The 19,338-nt window shown below is 46.9% G+C and carries 19 protein-coding genes; 7 read left to right on the top strand and 12 right to left on the bottom strand.

What is annotated here, in order from left to right; genetic code table 11:
* Positions 1–29: 29 nt before the first annotated feature.
* The 6 genes from TOL_RS19465 to TOL_RS06600 all read right to left on the bottom strand — a co-directional run bounded on the left by TOL_RS19465 (position 30) and on the right by TOL_RS06600 (position 4,039).
* On the bottom strand, positions 30–707 hold the full coding sequence (locus tag TOL_RS19465) for a RebB family R body protein (protein ID WP_015486533.1): 678 nt from the start codon (positions 705–707) through the stop codon (positions 30–32).
* A gap of 234 nt (positions 708–941) precedes the next feature.
* On the bottom strand, positions 942–1,406 hold the full coding sequence (locus TOL_RS06620) for a hypothetical protein (protein ID WP_015486532.1): 465 nt from the start codon (positions 1,404–1,406) through the stop codon (positions 942–944).
* 26 nt (positions 1,407–1,432) lie between these two features.
* A complete protein-coding gene (gene purT, locus TOL_RS06615) occupies positions 1,433–2,629 on the bottom strand; it encodes a formate-dependent phosphoribosylglycinamide formyltransferase (protein ID WP_015486531.1) in 1,197 nt (398 codons plus the stop codon).
* A 46-nt stretch (positions 2,630–2,675) separates the two neighbouring features.
* Positions 2,676–2,870, bottom strand: coding sequence for a DUF1289 domain-containing protein (locus TOL_RS06610; protein WP_015486530.1), 195 nt, complete (start codon positions 2,868–2,870; stop codon positions 2,676–2,678).
* A 31-nt stretch (positions 2,871–2,901) separates the two neighbouring features.
* The gene (locus TOL_RS06605) at positions 2,902–3,426 is read right to left on the bottom strand and encodes a gamma carbonic anhydrase family protein (RefSeq protein ID WP_015486529.1); all 525 of its coding nucleotides are present in this window, start codon (positions 3,424–3,426) and stop codon (positions 2,902–2,904) included.
* A 34-nt stretch (positions 3,427–3,460) separates the two neighbouring features.
* A complete protein-coding gene (locus tag TOL_RS06600; RefSeq protein WP_015486528.1) occupies positions 3,461–4,039 on the bottom strand; it encodes a CoA pyrophosphatase in 579 nt (192 codons plus the stop codon).
* Between the two features lie 388 nt (positions 4,040–4,427).
* On the opposite strand from TOL_RS06600, the gene TOL_RS06595 reads away from it, so the two are divergent.
* A complete protein-coding gene (locus TOL_RS06595) occupies positions 4,428–4,763 on the top strand; it encodes a DUF3135 domain-containing protein (protein ID WP_041588771.1) in 336 nt (111 codons plus the stop codon).
* Positions 4,764–4,857: 94 nt separating this feature from the next.
* Positions 4,858–5,421: an NUDIX hydrolase gene (locus tag TOL_RS06590; protein WP_015486524.1), complete on the top strand. Its 564-nt coding sequence runs from the start codon at positions 4,858–4,860 to the stop codon at positions 5,419–5,421.
* Between the two features lie 26 nt (positions 5,422–5,447).
* Here the strand turns inward: TOL_RS06590 and TOL_RS06585 are convergent, their stop codons facing one another.
* From TOL_RS06585 to TOL_RS06575, 3 genes are read right to left on the bottom strand one after another with little or no spacing between them, the layout of a single operon-like run.
* Positions 5,448–5,759 carry a YqfO family protein gene (locus TOL_RS06585; RefSeq protein WP_015486523.1) on the bottom strand — a complete coding sequence of 104 codons (312 nt, stop codon included), beginning with the start codon at positions 5,757–5,759 and terminating at the stop codon, positions 5,448–5,450.
* 33 nt (positions 5,760–5,792) lie between these two features.
* Positions 5,793–6,044 carry a YkgJ family cysteine cluster protein gene (locus TOL_RS06580; RefSeq protein ID WP_025265790.1) on the bottom strand — a complete coding sequence of 84 codons (252 nt, stop codon included), beginning with the start codon at positions 6,042–6,044 and terminating at the stop codon, positions 5,793–5,795.
* A 19-nt stretch (positions 6,045–6,063) separates the two neighbouring features.
* On the bottom strand, positions 6,064–6,474 hold the full coding sequence (locus tag TOL_RS06575; protein ID WP_015486522.1) for a hypothetical protein: 411 nt from the start codon (positions 6,472–6,474) through the stop codon (positions 6,064–6,066).
* Between the two features lie 171 nt (positions 6,475–6,645).
* Here TOL_RS06575 and TOL_RS06570 point away from each other — a divergent pair, with 171 nt between their 5' ends.
* The 5 genes from TOL_RS06570 (at position 6,646) to TOL_RS06550 (ending at position 13,658) form a co-directional block, all read left to right on the top strand.
* A complete protein-coding gene (locus TOL_RS06570; RefSeq protein WP_041588429.1) occupies positions 6,646–7,200 on the top strand; it encodes a hypothetical protein in 555 nt (184 codons plus the stop codon).
* Positions 7,201–7,282: 82 nt separating this feature from the next.
* Entirely contained in the window at positions 7,283–7,435 is a 153-nt protein-coding gene (locus TOL_RS06565; RefSeq protein WP_015486520.1) for a hypothetical protein, read from the top strand.
* A 246-nt stretch (positions 7,436–7,681) separates the two neighbouring features.
* Positions 7,682–8,734, top strand: coding sequence for an efflux RND transporter periplasmic adaptor subunit (locus tag TOL_RS06560; RefSeq protein WP_015486519.1), 1,053 nt, complete (start codon positions 7,682–7,684; stop codon positions 8,732–8,734).
* Positions 8,735–8,736: 2 nt separating this feature from the next.
* A complete protein-coding gene (locus TOL_RS06555) occupies positions 8,737–11,946 on the top strand; it encodes an efflux RND transporter permease subunit (RefSeq protein ID WP_015486518.1) in 3,210 nt (1,069 codons plus the stop codon).
* Positions 11,947–12,089: 143 nt separating this feature from the next.
* A complete protein-coding gene (locus tag TOL_RS06550; RefSeq protein ID WP_015486517.1) occupies positions 12,090–13,658 on the top strand; it encodes a sensor histidine kinase in 1,569 nt (522 codons plus the stop codon).
* Between the two features lie 2 nt (positions 13,659–13,660).
* On the opposite strand, the gene TOL_RS06545 is transcribed toward TOL_RS06550, so the two are convergent.
* The 3 genes from TOL_RS06545 to TOL_RS06535 are packed head-to-tail and all read right to left on the bottom strand — an operon-like array spanning position 13,661 to position 19,310.
* The gene (locus TOL_RS06545) at positions 13,661–16,777 is read right to left on the bottom strand and encodes an efflux RND transporter permease subunit (RefSeq protein ID WP_015486516.1); all 3,117 of its coding nucleotides are present in this window, start codon (positions 16,775–16,777) and stop codon (positions 13,661–13,663) included.
* Positions 16,774–17,913, bottom strand: coding sequence for an efflux RND transporter periplasmic adaptor subunit (locus TOL_RS06540; RefSeq protein WP_015486515.1), 1,140 nt, complete (start codon positions 17,911–17,913; stop codon positions 16,774–16,776). Before TOL_RS06540 ends, TOL_RS06545 begins: the two co-directional genes overlap by 4 nt.
* On the bottom strand, positions 17,910–19,310 hold the full coding sequence (locus tag TOL_RS06535) for a TolC family protein (protein ID WP_231848011.1): 1,401 nt from the start codon (positions 19,308–19,310) through the stop codon (positions 17,910–17,912). The genes TOL_RS06540 and TOL_RS06535 overlap by 4 nt, the downstream gene beginning before the upstream one ends.
* Between the last annotated feature and the right edge of the window lie 28 nt (positions 19,311–19,338).

The raw sequence follows: 19,338 nt of genomic DNA, 5'->3' as shown, positions 1-19,338 counted from the left end.
TTATTATTTAATATTTTTAGCGACTGGCATTACAACGCATGAATACGTTGTAATATTTCGCCATAGGCTTCCTGCTTATCTGGTGCGGCGATCATGGCTTTGAGTGTCATACATATAGCGGCCATTTTGACCACTGCCATTGACTCATTTAACTGATTTTTCCCGAGCGCCGCCAGTGCATCAGTGAACGCTGTCATAACAGTAATCACGCTATGACCATATTCATCCGCAGACCCTAAAACACTCTCCAGTACAAATTTTATTGCCGCTTCGATTTCTTCATTAATCGCTACATTCGATTCTTCTTTATGCCCATTTAAAGCGACATTTGACTGATCGACCTGCTCGGCCATTTCAGCGAGATTCGTCTTAGCACTTTTATCGAAGGAGGCGCTTATAGAAGCCGTCAAAGCTTCAGCTGCGTCCTCAGTCGCAACACTAGGCTTTGCACCAAGTTTAGTTTTTTCGTTCCCTATAGGGGGTGTAGCAGCCGTATCAATACTATAGATCTGCATAACACCTTGAGTTGTTGCTGCTTGCATTAAAACAGCAAGTTGTTGTTGTGCATTCACAGCGTTATGCGCTGCATTGGATAAAGCCTGCGCCGTTGCCTGATATAAGTTACTCATAGCCATAGCGGGCGCCTCAGCAAGAACTTTAACGTTCGCTTGGGTCACGGCATCGGTGATTTGGTTATTAACAGCCATAGTAGTTCTTCCCTTAACATCAGTGGTGATCAGACAGTCGAGGAATCTACCATATTAGCCATAGCTCTATAGATCAATCAAAATAGTTATCTAGAATTGGTAATTTATCTCTAGTAAGAATTACCAGTGAGGAAAAATAAAAAAGGAGCCTAAGCTCCTCTTTTATTTTATTAACGCGTAATAGTCATATATGTTGAAAATTTTAGTGCCGCTCAAAGATACGGACATGACGGATTACTTTTGATTTGCTAGCTGAATGATTAGCTGAAACGACGCTTTCAGTGCTTCCAGTGGTTCGCCACCGGGTGCCGCTTTTTTCGTACACTCGTTAATCAACACTACGTAATCCGTTACTAACGGCTTTTGCGGATAACGTTGAGAAAGTTGAGTCACTAACGTCGCTCGATAATCATTAATCTGCTTTTGCAGACTAGCGACCTTATTTTTATCGTTTGCCACCGTAGCGGCAATGCTCGGCGTAATAATTTCATTTTGAATATACGAATTATAAGCATCGAGTCCCTTTTTAATGGCGCTAACATCATTCTTAGAATAAAGGTCAGACGCTTGACTTACTTTAACGTTAACGAAATCTAGAATACCTTGGCATCCTTGCATCTGATTCACTAATGGCGCAGCGATAGCCAATTTTGCCACTGTGCTTAATACTATGATCGATAATAATTTTACTAGTGTCATATTATTTAACTTCCTTAGTTTAATAATTACAGAGTAACTTTAATGTCGGCAATAATAGCGTTCGCAATATCACGTGCAGTATTCACATCATCAGCGCGCGCTAAAGCCACACCTAAACGACGCTTGCCACTCACTTCGGGTTTACCAAATAAACGAATCTGGGTATTTGGACGCGCTAATGCGGTACTTAAATTTCCAAATTGCATTTGATTAGAATCGCCAGCCACCAGCAATACCGAAGAAGCCGACGCGCGGTGCAATTCAATGTTAGGAATCGGCAGACCTAAAATCGCGCGTGCATGCAAGGCAAACTCGGATAAATCCTGAGAAATTAACGTGACTAAGCCAGTATCATGCGGGCGTGGTGATACCTCACTGAAGATGACGTCATCACCTTTTACAAACAACTCAACGCCAAATAAACCGCGACCACCGAGATTATCGGTTACCGCTTTTGCCACCTCTTTCGCGCGCGTCAAAGCAGCATTTGTCATTGCTTGTGGCTGCCATGATTCTTGATAATCGCCATCTGCTTGGCGGTGGCCAATCGGTTCACAAAAGCTAGTGGTGATATTGCCAGCTTCATCGTTGTGACGAATCGTGAGCAAGGTAATTTCAAAATCAAAATCAACAAAACCTTCAACAATCACTTTGCCTTTACCAGCACGGCCACCTTCTTGTGCATAGGCCCAAGCGTGATCAATTTGGCTTTCGTCACGCACTAAGCTTTGTCCTTTGCCCGATGAGCTCATAATTGGCTTCACTAAGCATGGAATACCGATCTCAGTGATCGCGGCGCGGAATTCTTCTTCGCTACCTGCAAAGCGATAGGTCGATGTCGGCAGACCAAGCGTCTCGGCGGCTAAACGACGAATACCCTCACGATTCATAGTCAACTGAGTCGCACGTGCCGTTGGAATAATATTCACGCCCTCTTGCTCTAGGGCAGCCAGAGTATCGGTTGCAATGGCTTCAATTTCCGGCACCACTAAATCCGGCTTTTCTAACTCAATAACAGCACGCAGTGCATCGCCGTCTAGCATGCTAATTACATGACTACGATCCGCTACTTGCATTGCCGGTGCATTGGCATAACGATCAACAGCGATCACTTCACAGCCCAAGCGCTGTAGTTCAATGGCAACTTCTTTGCCGAGTTCGCCCGCACCACACAATAAAACGCGAGTTGCCGTTACAGAAAATGGTGTACCAATAGTCGTCATGGAAAATTCACTTTATAAATCGGTTAGAAATGAGTGACAACGAAAGCTAGTCGTTTACCGGAATAAAATTCATAGCACTGCGCTCACGCTCACCTACTTTTTGCAGTACTTGGCGACGCTCGTCATTACTGTATGCGCCCCAGCGAGTAATCTCTTCGCCGGTGCGATAGCAACCAACGCACAGATCATTTTCATCAAGAGCGCAAATACTCACGCAAGGGGAACGCACAGGCGTTGTCATACTCGTTTACCTTCTACTGGCGCTGAGCACCTTATAATTCAATTTCTTCAAGCTGCTCGATATAACGCTTAGCGTTTTGCACATAATGAGCTGCGCTACCTTCGAGCATTTTTTTCTGAAATTCGTTCAATTCACGTTTAATCACAGCGGGCGACCCCACCACTAACGAACCATCGGGAATTTCCATTCCTTCTGGAACCAGTGCATTTGCACCAATGATGCAGTGCTTACCAATTTTCGCGCCGTTTAAAATCACAGCATGAATACCGATTAATGAATAATCACCCACTGCACAGCCGTGTAGCATAGCTTGGTGCCCAACGGTTACACCTTTGCCCAACGTCAATTTCACGCCTGGGTCAGTGTGCAATACCGCACCATCTTGTACGTTGGAATTCTCGCCGATGGTGATGACGTCGTTATCACCACGCAAAATAGCACCAAACCAAATGCTGCTTTGATCTTCTAATACGACACTACCAATCACTTTTGCGTCATCGGCAACGAAAACGTCTTTGCCTCGGGTTGGGCAACGTTCACCCAGCTTATAAAACATGCTGTGCTCCTATTTTAGACATGAGAACCGCCATTTAAAGTTCAGCTGACATAGCGATATCACTATCCCATAAATTATTCATCATTTCGGCGATCATCATGGCTGTTAAACCCCAGATGTAAAATCCTTCGAAGTCGTAACTGGGTATGCGTATGTTACCCATTTCAAAATAGCGACTTGGGGGCTGTTTAAAATGTGCCAGCGGTACTTTGAATACCGCATCAAGTTCATCAAGGTTAGGCACTAAGGTTACTCCGGCTGGAATTAACGCCAGCACAGGCGTGACCAGATAGCCAAACCGGGATACAACCTGATCTAGCTCACCTAGCACTATGACGTCACTGGGATTCAAGGCGACTTCTTCTTGCGCCTCACGCAGGGCCGTAACCACAATATTCTCGTCTTCAGGGTCGCGCTTGCCACCTGGAAACGCAACTTCTCCCTTATGTGACGACAAGTGAGTTGCACGCCGAGTCAGAATAACGTGAGGTTCGGCCTCCATGGTTATTGCAACCAATACTCCTGCCTCCGCGAGATCCGGTTGAGAAACGCGTCGAGGCGCATGAAGGGCTAGCCGCTCAGTTAAATAGGCTTGGAGATCTAAGGTCGTCATGCCTCTATTGTAAGGTCTGACTGAGAGTCGGGCTAGCGTCAAAATACAAACGTTTTCTCATCCTTATTTGGCGACATATGACTATTACTTATACAAGTTTAATCTTTAAAGAGTACCAATCATAACAAACCAATCTTAAAAATCCCTCATGCCTTTTCCTGAACAATTGGTTAACTTTATGTTTTTAAACGACTTTCCCCACTTACACACTGTTACATGGTAATTTTTTCCTATGATTATCAGTCAGTTAGACAGGTTAAACAATTTAGGGGGCGGATGTTTACTAACCAATCATTGGGGTAGACTAAATCCAGAAATTTGCAAATCCCTAGCGCTAAACTGCTCAAAACATCGAGTGCGCTTCTGACCTGAGGTATTGAATGTGGAAATGCCAACTTTTGATGAAATGGTGCGTTTAGCCAAGACAGATCCAGAGACATTAGAAAACATCCGTCGTGTATTAATCGAAGACTTAATTGCGGATGCTCCAGAATCTTATCAGCGCCGTTTACGTGGATTGCAATTCCAAATCGACATGGAACGCCGTAAAGCCGGAAATCCTATGGGCGCTTGTGTTGCTATATCAAAGATGATGCACGACAGCCTATTCAAACTACGTGAAACCATGAACGGCTTTACTGGCAAGAGCGAATTTGTTGAGCCAGAGCCAAGTTATAACACTAGCGCTGAAGTATTACGCTTCCCCCTACTGGCGAACCGTTAATCCTTTAGCAGCCATTAGCCGAGCATTGCATTTCGCTATATTGGCTAACCGGTAATATAATTGCCCCGCAGACATTTAACTGACGGGGCGACTTATGAAATATTGCAGCCAGTGCAAAACTGGTATCGAGTGGAAAATCCCCGCGGGCGACAATCGCCATCGTTATGTTTGCCCTGCCTGCGACATCATTTTTTACGACAATCCGCGCATCGTTGCTGGCACTATTGCTGAACATGCTGGCAAAATTTTATTGTGCCGCCGCGCCATTGAGCCGCGTAAAGGTTACTGGACTTTACCCGCTGGATTTATGGAAAACGGTGAGAGTACTGAAGAAGCCGCATTACGTGAAACCCGCGAAGAAGCTAATGCTGAAGTTATTATTACTTCATTATTCAGCATGATCACAGTGCCGCACATTGCCCAAGTTCATATCTTTTTTGCCGCCGAATTACCTAAGCCTGAGTTCAGTTCAGGAGAAGAAAGCTTAGAGGTTGAGCTGTTTGCACCGGAAGATATTCCTTGGGATGAACTCGCATTTCCAACAGTTAACCGCAGCTTAAAACTCTATCTGGAGAACCCCACCCCAAGGCATGCACACGTGTTTGATATTTTGCCGCATCAAGCTCTGTCGGTAGAAGAAGCATCGCCAAAGAGCTAAGCAATAGTGAAGGGTTCTAACGATCGCTAGAACTCTTCAATTTTGGTTACATCGTACGCTGGGGTTTCATAAGGGTGTGCCAGCTTCAAGGCGGCAACGGCGCCGGCAATTTGACCGTCAGAACAAACCAATTCAATACGATATTCTGGCACCTGCTCCAGAGTACCTTCAGCGCCAATAAATGGCTTCGCGCCTTTTAACGGACGAAATTGCCCCATACCAAGTACCTGCCAACAACATTGATCGTAATCGCCAATCGTACCTGCGCCGCCAGCAAATACGGCTTCTTTAACGGTTTCTGAATGTGATTCGGGAACGTAGAACACGAGTTTATACATGCATGCTATCTCCGTGACATTTAAATGGTCGGATTATCGCGTGATATCTTCTAATTCAATCAGTTGTTGCAGCGCAAATTCGTTGCTATCACCGCAGATAGAGTGCTCCGCGGTGAACGCTGAGCAGACAGCAGGACGTTCCGGAGATCCGAAGATATCGCACAGGTTATCGTCGTTTAACTGGATGCAACGGACGCCCGCTGGTTTCCCATGCGGCATGCCCGGAATGGCAGATGTAATAGATGGTGCGATACAACAAGCACCACAACCTAAACGACATTCCAAGTAATACTCCCAGATGAACCTAATAGCGGTAGCGCATTGTATCGCTTCGGCGCTTTTCCTTCAGTAACTTCAACGTCATTAGGTTGTAGCGGTTGGCATATTGACGCAGGCGCAATAATGCGGTGCGATCTTCTTCGATATTGGCGAAACTTTGCCAACGAGTATTGAGAGGCTCGACCGGTTGAGTACTCCAAACTTCGACTTCTCGTGCAGTTACTCCAGGAGTTTCGAGGGTGTCGTGTAATTGAATTCCAACAAATGCGTATTGCTCGCGCTTAAAGGCCTCCTTCGCATCTTGAACCGGGTAAGCGAACTGACTCAGATCAGTAACGGGACTGTCAGTCACCACTTTATCGGCAACGGCATTCAGGCTATTCATTAGCATCATGCATACTAACGCTCTGAGTAATTTTATCGTCGATGTTTGCATCAATCACACCTTGTGCACATTGTCGTCAAATGATCAGTCTAGCAGTTGTGCGTCATTCGACTTGGCAGTGCCTTGACTGGGCTGACGTCTCCGCTGACATTTAGCACGCTTGCCAATACCTACCCCCTAGGATAGCCTTGGCGCCTGCATTTTTTAGACCTCGGGGCCAAGATGATGAATACCCTGCTACGTACCGCATTCAGCCTACTGTGCGCAGCGCCTTTGCTCGCTGCTCCTGTTCAGGCAGAACCAACCAACTTTCGAGTTGGTCTTGGCATGCTGCGCTATGACGTTCATCCGGCGGCCGATTATATGCCCGATTTTCGCAACACTGGGTTCACGTTTTCGGCAGAATTCCCACAGGATAATTATGTTGGCTCACGCTTTATTATCTATCGCGAAGACGATGATGATGTCTCACTTTGGGGGTATGAAACCCAATTAATGTGGGGCTATGGCTTGGCTCAACCGGGTTTCCGTATTTACACCGGCCCAGCATGGCATCGCGAAGTTATTCGCAGTCAAGCGAATGGTTCGCGCCAGCAACGAGTATTCAATGGTTGGGGTTGGCAGCTTGGTACAGGCTGGCAGATTGGTGCCATTACTCTGGATGTGGCAGCAACTTATCGCGATCCGAAAGACTATCGTGACGAGAACAAACGTGCCGGTAATAACGTTATCCCAGACCCTATTTTGAGTAATGTACTGGTAAGCTATCGCTTTTAAGGCTGAGCTAGCCAGAGTCGCAAGCGCGACTCATGTGTACCTTATTGCACTCTAGAAATTCCGAAATCGAAAGGAACGAGTTATGACGAATCCCGTCACCGTTAAATACATGTCTCGCGCCGAGATCGAGCGTCTGATGTACAGCCTCACCGCAGAACAAGGCAATGCCCAAGCAGAACTATTTGAAGCGCTGGTACGCCGCCTGCTTGAGATTATGGAACAAGACGCCCGCTAGTACTTGTATAGACCTAATGTCCCATTAGATGCGCCCCTGCAATTGGGGCAACTTCGTCCACACTCATCTCGACGACCCGCTCAACTCCCTCCTTGTATTCGTCTTACCTGTGCTAGATCAAAAATTTAAACGTCATTACCTATACTCTGTGTAATCAAACTCTTACCTTGCGTTTTCTATATTAGTATATTCTAATACAGTAATATTAATTTGATCGCTAACGTCTACTAAGGAGAGGTTTCCTGTATGCGCCCTTCATCAACATGGTTATCCATCATTGCCGCTGGTCTGTTCTCTAGCGCACTGCATGCCGACACCGCCCCTAGCAGGGTTATGGCAGTAGAATTAACCCGCATTCCTGTGGTTGAAACCTTAGACGCTGCCTTAGAGGCGGTGTATCAAGGGACTATTTCGGCACAAACCAGCGGTGTAATTAAGGCCATACATGCCGATGTTAACGATCAAGTCGCAAAAGGTACTTTGTTAGTTGAAATAGTAGATACCCAACAACAAGCTGGCGTTGCTCAGGCGAAGGCATCGCTGGCGCAAGCCGAAGCGATGAATGAAGATGCACAAACCTTGTTGCGCCGAAACAGCCGCTTGCAAAAGCAAGGCACACTATCGGAAGGAGAATACGACCGCACCCTTGCTCAAGCAAAAAGCACAGCAGCAGCAGTGCAAGCAGCCAAAGCCATGTTGGATCAAGCGCAAGAGCAATTGTCTTATACTCGGGTTATCGCGCCCTACTCTGGTATTGTCAGCGCTCGCTACATAGAACCTGGTGAACTGGTTAATCCGGGGCAAGCGTTAATGAGTGGTTTAGCTCAAGGAGAATTGCGTGCCGTTACCGATGTGCCGCAACGCGTAGCACAGCGCTACAATGCCCAAACGAATAAGAAAGTCGATGTAATAGTGAATGGCATTGTCATTGCGCCTACCAAGATCACCTTATATCCGGTTGCCGACAGCCGCCACCACAGTGTGCGCATGCGTGCTGATTTACCGCCGCAAACCGATTTAAATGCCTTTCCGGGTATGTGGGCCAGCGTACAAATTAGCACCGGCGAACGCGAAGCCATTTTTGTGCCCAATACTGCCGTGTTAAATCGCTCAGAATTAAATGCTGTATACATTAAAAATGCGACGGGCATTCATTTACGCCAAGTACGCGTGGGCAACGCCTATGGTGATCAAATTGAAATTTTGTCGGGCTTAGAAGTCGGAGACCAAGTAATGGTCGATGCCTTAGCACAACTTGCGACGCCCGATTTATCTAGCAACGCGCCGAAAGGAGAATAACCATGTCGGAGAACACCACGACATTAGGCATCTCTGGAAAAACCGCAAAAGCCTTCCAAAATTCGGCCATTACTCCGTTGTTGGCTTTGCTCGGATTATTGCTTGGTTTTTTCGCGATAATGGTAACGCCGAAAGAAGAAGAGCCACAAATTGATGTGACGTTCGCTAACGTATTTATTGGATTTCCCGGTGCTTCTGCACGTGAGGTCGAACAATTAGTCGCGATTCCTGCCGAGCAAATATTATCAGAAATTAAAGGCGTGGATGACATTTTTTCGATTAGCCAGCCTGGGCAAGCGATTTTAACAGTAGCATTTACCGTCGGCGTTCCGCGTCAAGAAGCCATCCTGAATTTATACAATCAGGTTTATAGCAATAACGACTGGTTCCCACAGAATTTAGGGGTACAAGCTCCAATCATAAAACCTATGGGCATTGATGATGTGCCGATTATGAGCATTACTCTGCGTTCTGATGACGCAACCGTAACCGCTGCTCAACTTACCCATGTAGCCCATGCATTAGAAACCGATTTAAAACAGGTTGCCGGTACGCGCGATATTTATAGTATTGGTACACAGCCAGCGGTGGTTGAAGTAAAGCTCGACCCAGTACGCATGAATGGCCACGGCCTCGCATTTGATGATGTGCGTAATGCATTGGCCAGTGCCAATGTTGGCGGCAACCCAACCTCATTGGTGCAAGACAACCGCGTTATTCAAATTCAAGCCGGTAGTTTTTTAGAAAATACCGATGCCCTCGGCCAGCTGATCGTTGGTATTTATGCCGGTGGCGTTGTCTATTTAGCCGATGTTGCCGATATTTCGCTGCAAGCGGACACTCCAGAACAGCACGTTTTTTATCGAACGCTAGGGCAATCAGCGAGCCAACCAGCGGTAACATTAGCCATTGCTAAACAGCCGGGTACCAACGCTGTTGACATTACCCAAGCCATTGAGGCGCGCCTAGAAAGTCAAAAAGACCGTTTAATTCCAACCAACGTTAGTGCAGAAATCACCCGCGATTATGGTTTAACGGCGGCAGATAAATCCGATAAATTAATCGCTAAATTACTCTTTGCCACAGCGGCGGTTGTAGTATTGGTTTTGGCGACCATGGGCTGGCGCGAAGCCATTATTGTTGGCAGCGCCATTATTATTACCCTCGCCATTACCCTATTTGCGAGCTGGGTTTGGGGCTTTACCCTAAACCGCGTATCGCTGTTCGCGTTGATTTTCTCTATTGGTATTTTGGTCGACGATGCGATTGTGGTGGTGGAAAATATTCACCGTCATATGCACCAAGGCGGGAAAAAATTATTAGAGGTTATTCCAACCGCGGTAGATGAAGTTGGTGGCCCGACCATTTTAGCGACCTTCACTGTGATTGCCGCATTAATGCCGATGGCATTTGTATCAGGACTGATGGGCCCCTATATGAGCCCTATTCCAATCAATGCTTCTACGGGTATGTTGATTTCTCTCATTGTTGCCTTTGTGGTAACACCTTGGTTGTCGTACAAATTACTGCAGCGCCAAGCTTTACAGTTCGAGAACACAACGGTAAATCATGACGACAGCGAAGTAAAAGAAGACGGTTTATACCGCTTTTTTAATAAAGTTATGCGCCCCTTTATTGAAGGCCCACAAGCGGGTAAAAAGCGCATTTTGTTGTTCGTCGGTATTACTGGGCTAATTTTCCTCGCGGTATTGCTGCCAGTATTTAAATTAGTCGTCATGAAAATGCTGCCATTTGACAATAAATCTGAGTTTCAGATTGTGGTCGACATGCCCGAAGGCACACCACTAGAACAAACCTTAGTAGTGTTAGAAGCATTAACCGATGAACTCATGACAGTGCCAGAAATTCGCGACGTTCAGTTGTATGCGGGTACGGCGGCACCGATTAATTTTAATGGTTTAGTGCGCCAATACTATTTGCGCAGCCTGCCTAATCAAGGCGATGTGCAAGTTAACTTGGTCGATAAACACCATCGCGAACGCCAAAGTCACGATATTGCAGCCTCGGTTCGCGAGCCACTGCAGATTATTGGCGCTCGTTATAATGCCAACGTAAAAATCGTTGAAGTACCACCTGGTCCACCAGTAATGGCGCCTATCGTGGCTGAAATTTATGGCCCCGAATATGGTCGCCAAATCGACGCCGCAAAAGCTCTAAGTGCGCAATTTTCTGCCACTGCCGATATTGTTGATGTGGACACTATGGTCGAAGCCGATCAAGAAAAATGGACGATTCGAATTGATCGCCAGCGCGCTGCGCACTTAGGTGTTGCTCAAGCAAGTATTGTGCAAGCCATCAATACAGCCGTAGGCGGTGAAGATGTTAGCTATTTGCACACAGGTGACCACAAATATCCTCTGCCTATTCGGTTAGAGCTGAGCGAAGGCGATAAAGTCAATCTGACCAATGTACTGACCATGAAGGTACGCGCAGCGGATGGCACCTTTGTATCGCTTGCCGATCTCGCTAGCATTGAACGCGGCATAACCGACAAGAGCATTTACCACAAGAACTTAAAGCCGGTCGTTTTTGTAACGGCGGATATGGCCGGCGAACTGGATAGCCCACTTTATGGCTTGTTCGATATTGCCCTCAATTTAAGTGATGCCGGATTAAACTGGAATCAGTCGTATATTGCGGCACCAGAGCTAGCCAACGATATTGAGCTGAAATGGGATGGTGAGTGGCAAATCACTTACGAAACCTTCCGTGACATGGGCATCGCTTATGGCGTGGGTATGATTTTGATCTATCTACTCGTCGTTGCTCAGTTCCGCTCCTACCTAGTGCCGCTGGTGATTATGGCCCCTATTCCACTCACTGTGATTGGGGTTATGCCGGGCCACGCACTATTTGGTGCGCAGTTCACGGCAACCTCGATGATCGGCATGATTGCCTTGGCAGGCATCATAGTGCGCAACTCCATCCTACTGGTCGACTTTATTAATCAGAAGTTTGAAGAAGGTATGCGCTTTGAAGATGCAGTGGTTACATCTGCTGCTGTGCGCGCACGTCCGATTGTATTAACCGGCTTAGCAGCCATGATAGGTGCCTTCTTCATTTTGGATGATCCGATTTTTAATGGCTTGGCCATTGCCTTGATTTTCGGAATTTTGGTGTCCACCATGCTGACGTTGGTTCTTATCCCACTGCTGTACTACACTGCTATGAAGTCTCGATTTAAGCGCTAATCAAAGCAATGCCATCACCCAATGGGCCAGCGGGCCTATTGGGCTTTCTGCCGAGTGCCGATTTCAGGTAGAATCCGCGCTTAAACATGGAGTTCTTACTTCAAGGAATGCCGCATCGCGGCAGTTAATGGCAGGAGTTACACGTGTCCACCCGATCAGGAAATCTGGTAGATTCCATCAGGCGATCAATTGTTCGTCGTGTCTCTCTATCAATTATCGTTACCGTGTTAGCCATTGGCACGGTCGCTATGGCGGCAATTATTTGCTGGCACTATCAGCGTCAATATGATGACTTCGAAAGTAGTACGAGTAATGTTACAAACGCCTATAGCAGTGCTATTGCTGGCGCTATGTGGCACCTCGACACCAGCCAGCTAAACCTACTCGCGGACGGGATTCAACAACAAGAGTCTGTATCTTATGTGCGTATTAATGACCGTGGTGCGTTAAACATCGAGCGCGGCATTCGCCCTTATCATCGAGATATCCAAACCAGCGACCTGCTCTACAACGGTACGCCCATTGGTCAATTAGAAATAGCTTTCAATCGTGAAAGCGTTTTCTCGACCACCATACAGACTATCTTGCCTAGCCTAATTGCGCTGCTCGTAGGCTTATCGCTGTTTGGAATTATTCTGGTTGTGATACTACAAAGGGTCGTTAGTAGCCGCATTCAATCGCTGGCCCTTGAAGTCCGTGATCGTTTAGAAAACAATCGTTTTGAACCGCTATCGCTACAGCCGTCATCCTCTCATGATGAAATCGATTCTCTGATTCGCACCTTTAATAAACTGAGCGAACGTATTCTTGATGAATTACAACAAAAAACAGTAGCTCAGCAACAGCTGTCCGTCGTCAACCTAGAACTAGAAGACAGAGTGAAGCTGCGCACTTACCATTTACAAGAGACCGTTACCCAGCTCAACCAAACCTTGATTGATTTAAACACAACTCAAAGCAAGTTAATTGAAGCCGAAAAGCTGTCGGCTCTGGGCGGCATGATAGCGGCTATTGGCCACGAAATTGAAACGCCACTGGGTTTATGTTTAACCGTTCAATCCTGTTTAAAAAACGATGTCATCGCCCTCAAACGCGCAATGCCAAGCGGTGCTATTAATCAAACGCAAGATGCCATGGCCGCGGTAGATGAAAGCCTAGCCATGCTCGACCGCAATTTAAAGCGTTCGGCAGAGTTAATGAAAGGCTTTAAAGAGGTTTCTGCTGGCCAAATTGGCGATGATAGACAACGAATTTCGTTACTTGAAACCATTCAGGAAGTTGTCGCGGTATTAACGCCAAAGCTACGTCAAACCAAGCATACTATTAACATTGATTGCGCCAGCAACTTAATGCTCCAAGGCTCTGCAACGGCGATTAGCCAAGTGCTAACCAATTTAATAATGAATTCTCTTACGCATGGTTTTCATAATATCGACGAAGGCGAAATCCGCATTCAAGCCGGTGAAAATCACGAATGGATTATTCTGCGCTACAGCGACAACGGCGTCGGCATGAGCGACGAAACCAAACAAAAGATATTTGAACCTCTATACACCACACTGCGTGGTAAAGGCGGAACAGGCCTAGGAATGCACTTGGTTTACAATATTATTCGGCAACGTTTAAAAGGCGATATTACGTTAGAAGAATCCGATGTCGGCGTTGTGTTTAGGATGCAAATCCCAAAACAAAAACGCCGCCAAGCGAGTTAAGTTTAAACGCTCGAAAGATTGCGTTTTAAACTGCCCAATCCCCGCTGAACTTGATCCAACAATTGATACAAGGTTGGCAATACTAACAAGCAAACGAACGTTGTAAATAAGATACCAAACCCTAAAGATACAGCCATTGGGGTAATAAATTGTGCCTGTCTGGATGTCTCGAAGACCATGGGGGCCAAGCCACCAAAAGTCGTAAGAGTCGTTAACAAAATAGGACGAAAACGACGAACACCCGCCTCAACAATGGCTTGATGCGCGCTCAAGCGTTGCTCTCGCCGTATACGGTTGGCGTAATCAACTAAAATTAAACTATCGTTAACAACGACACCCGCTAAAGCGACAATTCCCATGATGCTCATGATACTTAAACCATAACCCAGCATTATGTGCCCAAGTATTGCTCCTGCCGCTCCAAAAGGAATAACCAGCATAACCAATAAAGGTTGGGAATAACTTTTAAAAGGCACCGCCAATAACATATAGATTAGTAATAACGAAAATGATCCATACAGGGTCATACTACTCATACTTTTTTGCGTATCCGCTTGGCGGCCACGAAAATCGAAATCAACGCTCGGATACTTAGAACGTAAATCGGCGAATACCTCTTGTTGCAGCAATGTCATTACCGCAGGAACTTGTTCTCGCGGTTCGACTTCGGCAGTTACCTTCACAATCTTGCGTCCATCACGACGCGATATCGTTGCTGGCGATAGTGATTTTTTCAGCTCAGCAATATCCATTAGCGGCACATACCCGCCCGCGGGCGTTAATATCTGCAAGCGTTCGATATCCGCACTACGATTACGCTCGGCTTCAGGCAAGCGCACTAATACGGTTACCTCGTTACGTTCTCGTTGTTGGCGTAGTGCCCGCGAACCATATAAGGCTGCACGAATTTGACTGGCGACATCGTTAGCCTGTAGACCTAAACTACGCCCAAATGCATTGAGCTCAACATCCCATTCAGGTTTACCACTGGTAAAACTACTGGCAACGTCGGTGACACCACCAATACTGGCCATTGCATCCGCCAACTCAGCGCTTGCCTGTTCTAGTACGTCAATACGGCTTCCGCGCAGCTCTACCGTCAAACCGGCACCACCTGACGGGCCACCGCCACGTTCAGCATCAAACGTGACACTGCGTACACCCGCAATTTCACCGATAGCCTCACGCCAGCGCTTTACCAGTTCATTGGACGTCACTGGGCGTACCTCAGAATCGACTAAGCGGCCTTCAATCTCAACTGACGTACCATCGATATCACCTTGAACACTCAACAGTAAAGGCTTACCTTTGGCTTCAATCGGCGCAACGACTTCGCGCAAACGCTTCTCGACTAATTCCCTAACTTCCAACGCCTGACTGAACGGGGCATTGGACGGTAATTCGATTGTTGCAACAACAAAACTACCCTCTAAACGCGGGAACATACTAAAACCCATGCGCCCACTTGCAGCCCAAGCCAGTACCATGCACATCAGCATTAATGCAATAGAGATGGTTACCAAGGGTGCAGCGAGACAGCGCTCTAATGCTGGGCGATAAATTGTATTAATAAAACGATGTAAATTTTTATCGGTGCGGCGTTGCAAGCGCTCAATCCAATTTAATTTGCGATCACGATCTCGCGCTTTTAAATGGGCTAAATGAGTTGGCAAAATAAATAGTGCTTCAATCCAAGATATTAAGAAGCAGCTGATAACGACAATTGGAATAGCGATAAATAGCTTACCCATCATGCCGGGCAGGGCTAACAGCGGTAAAAAAGCGGCGATATTGGTCAAGATAGCAAAGGCCAAAGGCATCGCTACTTCATGGGCCCCTTTAACCGCTGCATCACCAAAGGGCATACCGCTTTGCATATGCTCATAAATATTTTCACCCGCAATAATGGCATCATCGACGACGATCCCTAGCGCCACAATAAAGGCAAACATAGAAATCATATTGATCGACACATCCCAAAATGGCAGTAACAATAACGCGCCCAAGAATGCGGTCGGAATCCCCATTGTCACCCAGAATGCCAGACGATATTCCAAAAATAGACTGAGCAATACCATGACCAAAATTAAGCCAATGGCAGCGTTTTTCATCAATAAACCAACACGCTGATTGTAGGTTTCCCCATCGTCATCGGTAACCAGCAATTCCACGCCCGGTGGTAGCTGGGGAATGATAGTTGCTAATTCTTTATGGACTGCTTTAGCAACGGTCAACGGCGTTTGCTCTTCAGCACGATAGATATCAAAGCGCATCGAGGTTTGGCCGTTGTATGTCACTAGGCGATTGCTATCGCTAAATCCTTCTTGCACGGTCGCAATATCACCCAAGCGCAAGAGAACGCCAGAGGCATCACTGATAAGCGGCAACTGCTGAAATTCTTCCGCCCAATAAAGACGATTATCTAAGGTCACTAAGATATCGCCGCCGTCGGTGCGCACGGTACCCGCGCTTTGTTCTAGGGCATTATTACTAATTAACTTAGCGACGTCGGCTAGCGATAGGCCATAGCGCTGCAATGCCGCTTGTTGAATTTCGACATGAATTTCATGTTCTGGTGTACCTTTTAACTCAATCTTTGAGATATCCGGTGAATTCAATAATTGATCTTTAATATCTTCCGCTAGACGTTTAAGCGCAAATTGATCCATCGGCCCAAACAGCGCTAGCTCCACAACTTCACGCGAGTGGCTAGCAATACTGACTACCGGCCTCTCGATACCATCAGGAAAAGTCGATATGTTATTCACTGCTTGCTGAATATCTTGGTAGGCTTGCTGACGATCGGTTTCGTTATCAAGCTCGACCATTACCGTCGCCGAACCTTGTGCTGCAGACGACGTAATTTCTGCAAATCCATCAAGGCCAGACAATTCATTTTCAATAGGCAGAAGGACACCTTGCTCCATTTCTGACGGTGTCGCTCCCGGATAAGCCACATTGACAATAATCATGTCTACGTCTGTCGCGGGTATAAACTCTTTACGAATCGTCAGCGACATTAAAAAACCGCCAATGATTAAAAAAGCCATCAACAGATTAGGGGCAACGCCATGGCGAGACATCCATGCGACTGGACCGCGAGAATGTTTTTCGCTCATGGTTTATCTCCCTGCGCTTGCACACGTAAAGGTAAACCTATGACTGGCGTATCTAACTGGCTCATCAGTAATTGATCACCCGCCTCAAAGCCGCTCTTAATCCAGACACGTTCGCGCCCACGATAAATAACATCAAGCTGACGCTTTACCAGCTTGCTCGTATTTACTGCCCAAGTACTGTCATCATCATTTAATCGACGACGATCCATAACAATGGCATCAATAATTTCGCGACCGTATAAAACACAATCAATGTAGTCGTTAAGCAACACAGGCGGAACATCACTATCTGGCGAACTTAATGGATTATCCAAAGCCAATACAACTTTAACCTGGCGGTCGGCACTATCGACATCGGGTAATACGTTAAGAATGCGCGCCTGTCGTGTTTTACCTGCCCAATGTTGCTGAGATAACGTGACCGCATGTTGATTATCAAGCCAAGGTAAAAAAGCACGCGGCATTTTCACTTCAATCCAAAAGGTATCGGTTGCCACTAAATCAAATAAGGTACTGGCGCTACCAACCTGACTACCGGGGCTCACTTTACGACTCATTATTTGACCATCGAACGGCATACGAATTTCAGTTCGAGCTAAGTCGAGTTTCGCTTGTTCAACCGCAGCTTTGGCACTGGCAACTGCCGCGCGAGCTGCTGCTAACTGTGGTTCGCGCATCACTAAAGCACGATCACTGGCGCTTAATTTAGCCGCCGACAGTTGAAATTCTTCTGCCGCTAAATCAGCCTGACCTTGCTCAACCGCAAGATCTGCCTCTACTTGAGCCAGTGCCGCTTGTTTTTGTTTTACGGCAAAATCGAAATCAGCACTTTCTAAGCGCGCGAGTAATGTTCCTTTTGAAAGGCGCGCACCAGGAATTGCCTCTGGAGAAATCCATTCAACTCGGGCGCTTACTTGTGCCGCTAGCGATACCTCATCGGACGCATTTACGGTACCGCCCGCCGGCCACGTTGGGCGGGTAGTTTCGCGTTCTAATTCTCGCGCTTCGACCAAACGGGCAACGACCTCAGGCGCTTTACGCTCGGGTTTTGGGTTGCTATTTTTTATCCACATAGTGGCCGATACACCGCCAGCTAAAATGGCGATGGTGATTAAAAGCTGCGCTGTGCGGCTCATTGCGATGCACCTTCTTCTGTAAACTGGCCGTGACTAACCGACTTATAAAGTTGAATTCGAGCTAAGACTTGCGCCCATGTAGCATCGAGTAAACGAGTTTCTAGATTTAACACATCTTGCTGAACGCTCAGCAATTCCAGAAAGCCTGTGACACCACGACGATAGCTGGAGTTTTGAACTTCTTGGGTTTGCTTAGAGAGCGTTAATTGGCGAGTTAAGCTTTCTACTAGAGCAGCAGATTGCTGTTCGGTAATCAGTGCTTCTTGTACCTCTTGCGCCGCTTCAAGCAAGGTTTGCTGATAATTGGCGACGGCTTCTGTTTCAAGCGCTTGCTGGCGCTGAACTTCAGCGCGACGCTGACCGCCATCAATCAAGGGCAGCACTAAAGAGCCCGCAAGCGATGCCACCCAATTATCTAAAACGTTACTAAAACGTTCATCTTGGCCTTGATAGCTCGCGCTAAGAGTAAAGCGAGGGTAGCGGTTGGCCACCGCTGCTGCCACTCCAGCACCAGCAGCCTGAAGATTATAAAAAGCGGTTTCGACATCGGGACGCTTTTTTAGCGCTGCAGAACTGACACGGCCATCCAACGGACTCAATGTAGGAAGCGGAGCCAAAGCGTTGATTTGTTCATCGGTCAGCGCAGCATCACCAACTCCAGCCCATAAGGCCAATTGCTGACGATAAATACTGCGCTGTCCTTCAGAAGTAATAATGTCGGCGTGAATGGATTCTAATAACTGCTCTTGCTGCCATACGTCGGTAACGCTGGTTTGACCACGCTGATAACGCCCCTGCACAACCTTCAATGCCGACTCAATGCGCTGCTGTTGGCTATTTAATAACACCAACATTTGCGTCTCTTTACGCAGCCCTAACCAAGCCGTTGCAACCTGCCCGGCCACCGTATTGGCCAATGTACGAATACTGGCTTCGCGGCTATAGCTGGTGAATTCGCTTTGGCTATTAACGGCCCCAATCGCCCCCCACAAATCGACTTCGTAGCTGGTCGATAAACCGGCACTCCACTGATTATTCGTGCTTTGCGAAACGGCCGAATCAGTCCACGTGCGGGAGCGGCCTAGACTTGCATCTAAAGTAGGATAGTTATCGCTACGAGATGAACGCCAACTTGCCATGCTCTGCTCTAACCGCGCACGGGCAGCTTGCAAGCTATAGTTTTGTTCAAGACCAGTCGTTATCCAATGGGATAACTCGGCATCATCAAATGCCTGCCACCAAGCATTTTCACCTTGAATAAGACGATCATTTTGAGACACCGAAAAAACCGGGGCCAACTCAATAGGATCAGGTTGTTTTGTACTTACAGAGCTGCAAGCACTCAAGAAAATGACTAGGCAGGGTATGGTCCGACGTAGGGTTACTGTCAAAACCACATCTCCACGACACCAAATAAAAAAATAA

It is taken from the genome of Thalassolituus oleivorans MIL-1 (assembly GCF_000355675.1).
Lineage (GTDB): Bacteria > Pseudomonadota > Gammaproteobacteria > Pseudomonadales > Oceanobacteraceae > Thalassolituus > Thalassolituus oleivorans.
The sequence above is the reverse complement of the archived record's forward strand: the minus strand, read 5'-3'. Positions and strand labels throughout refer to the sequence as shown.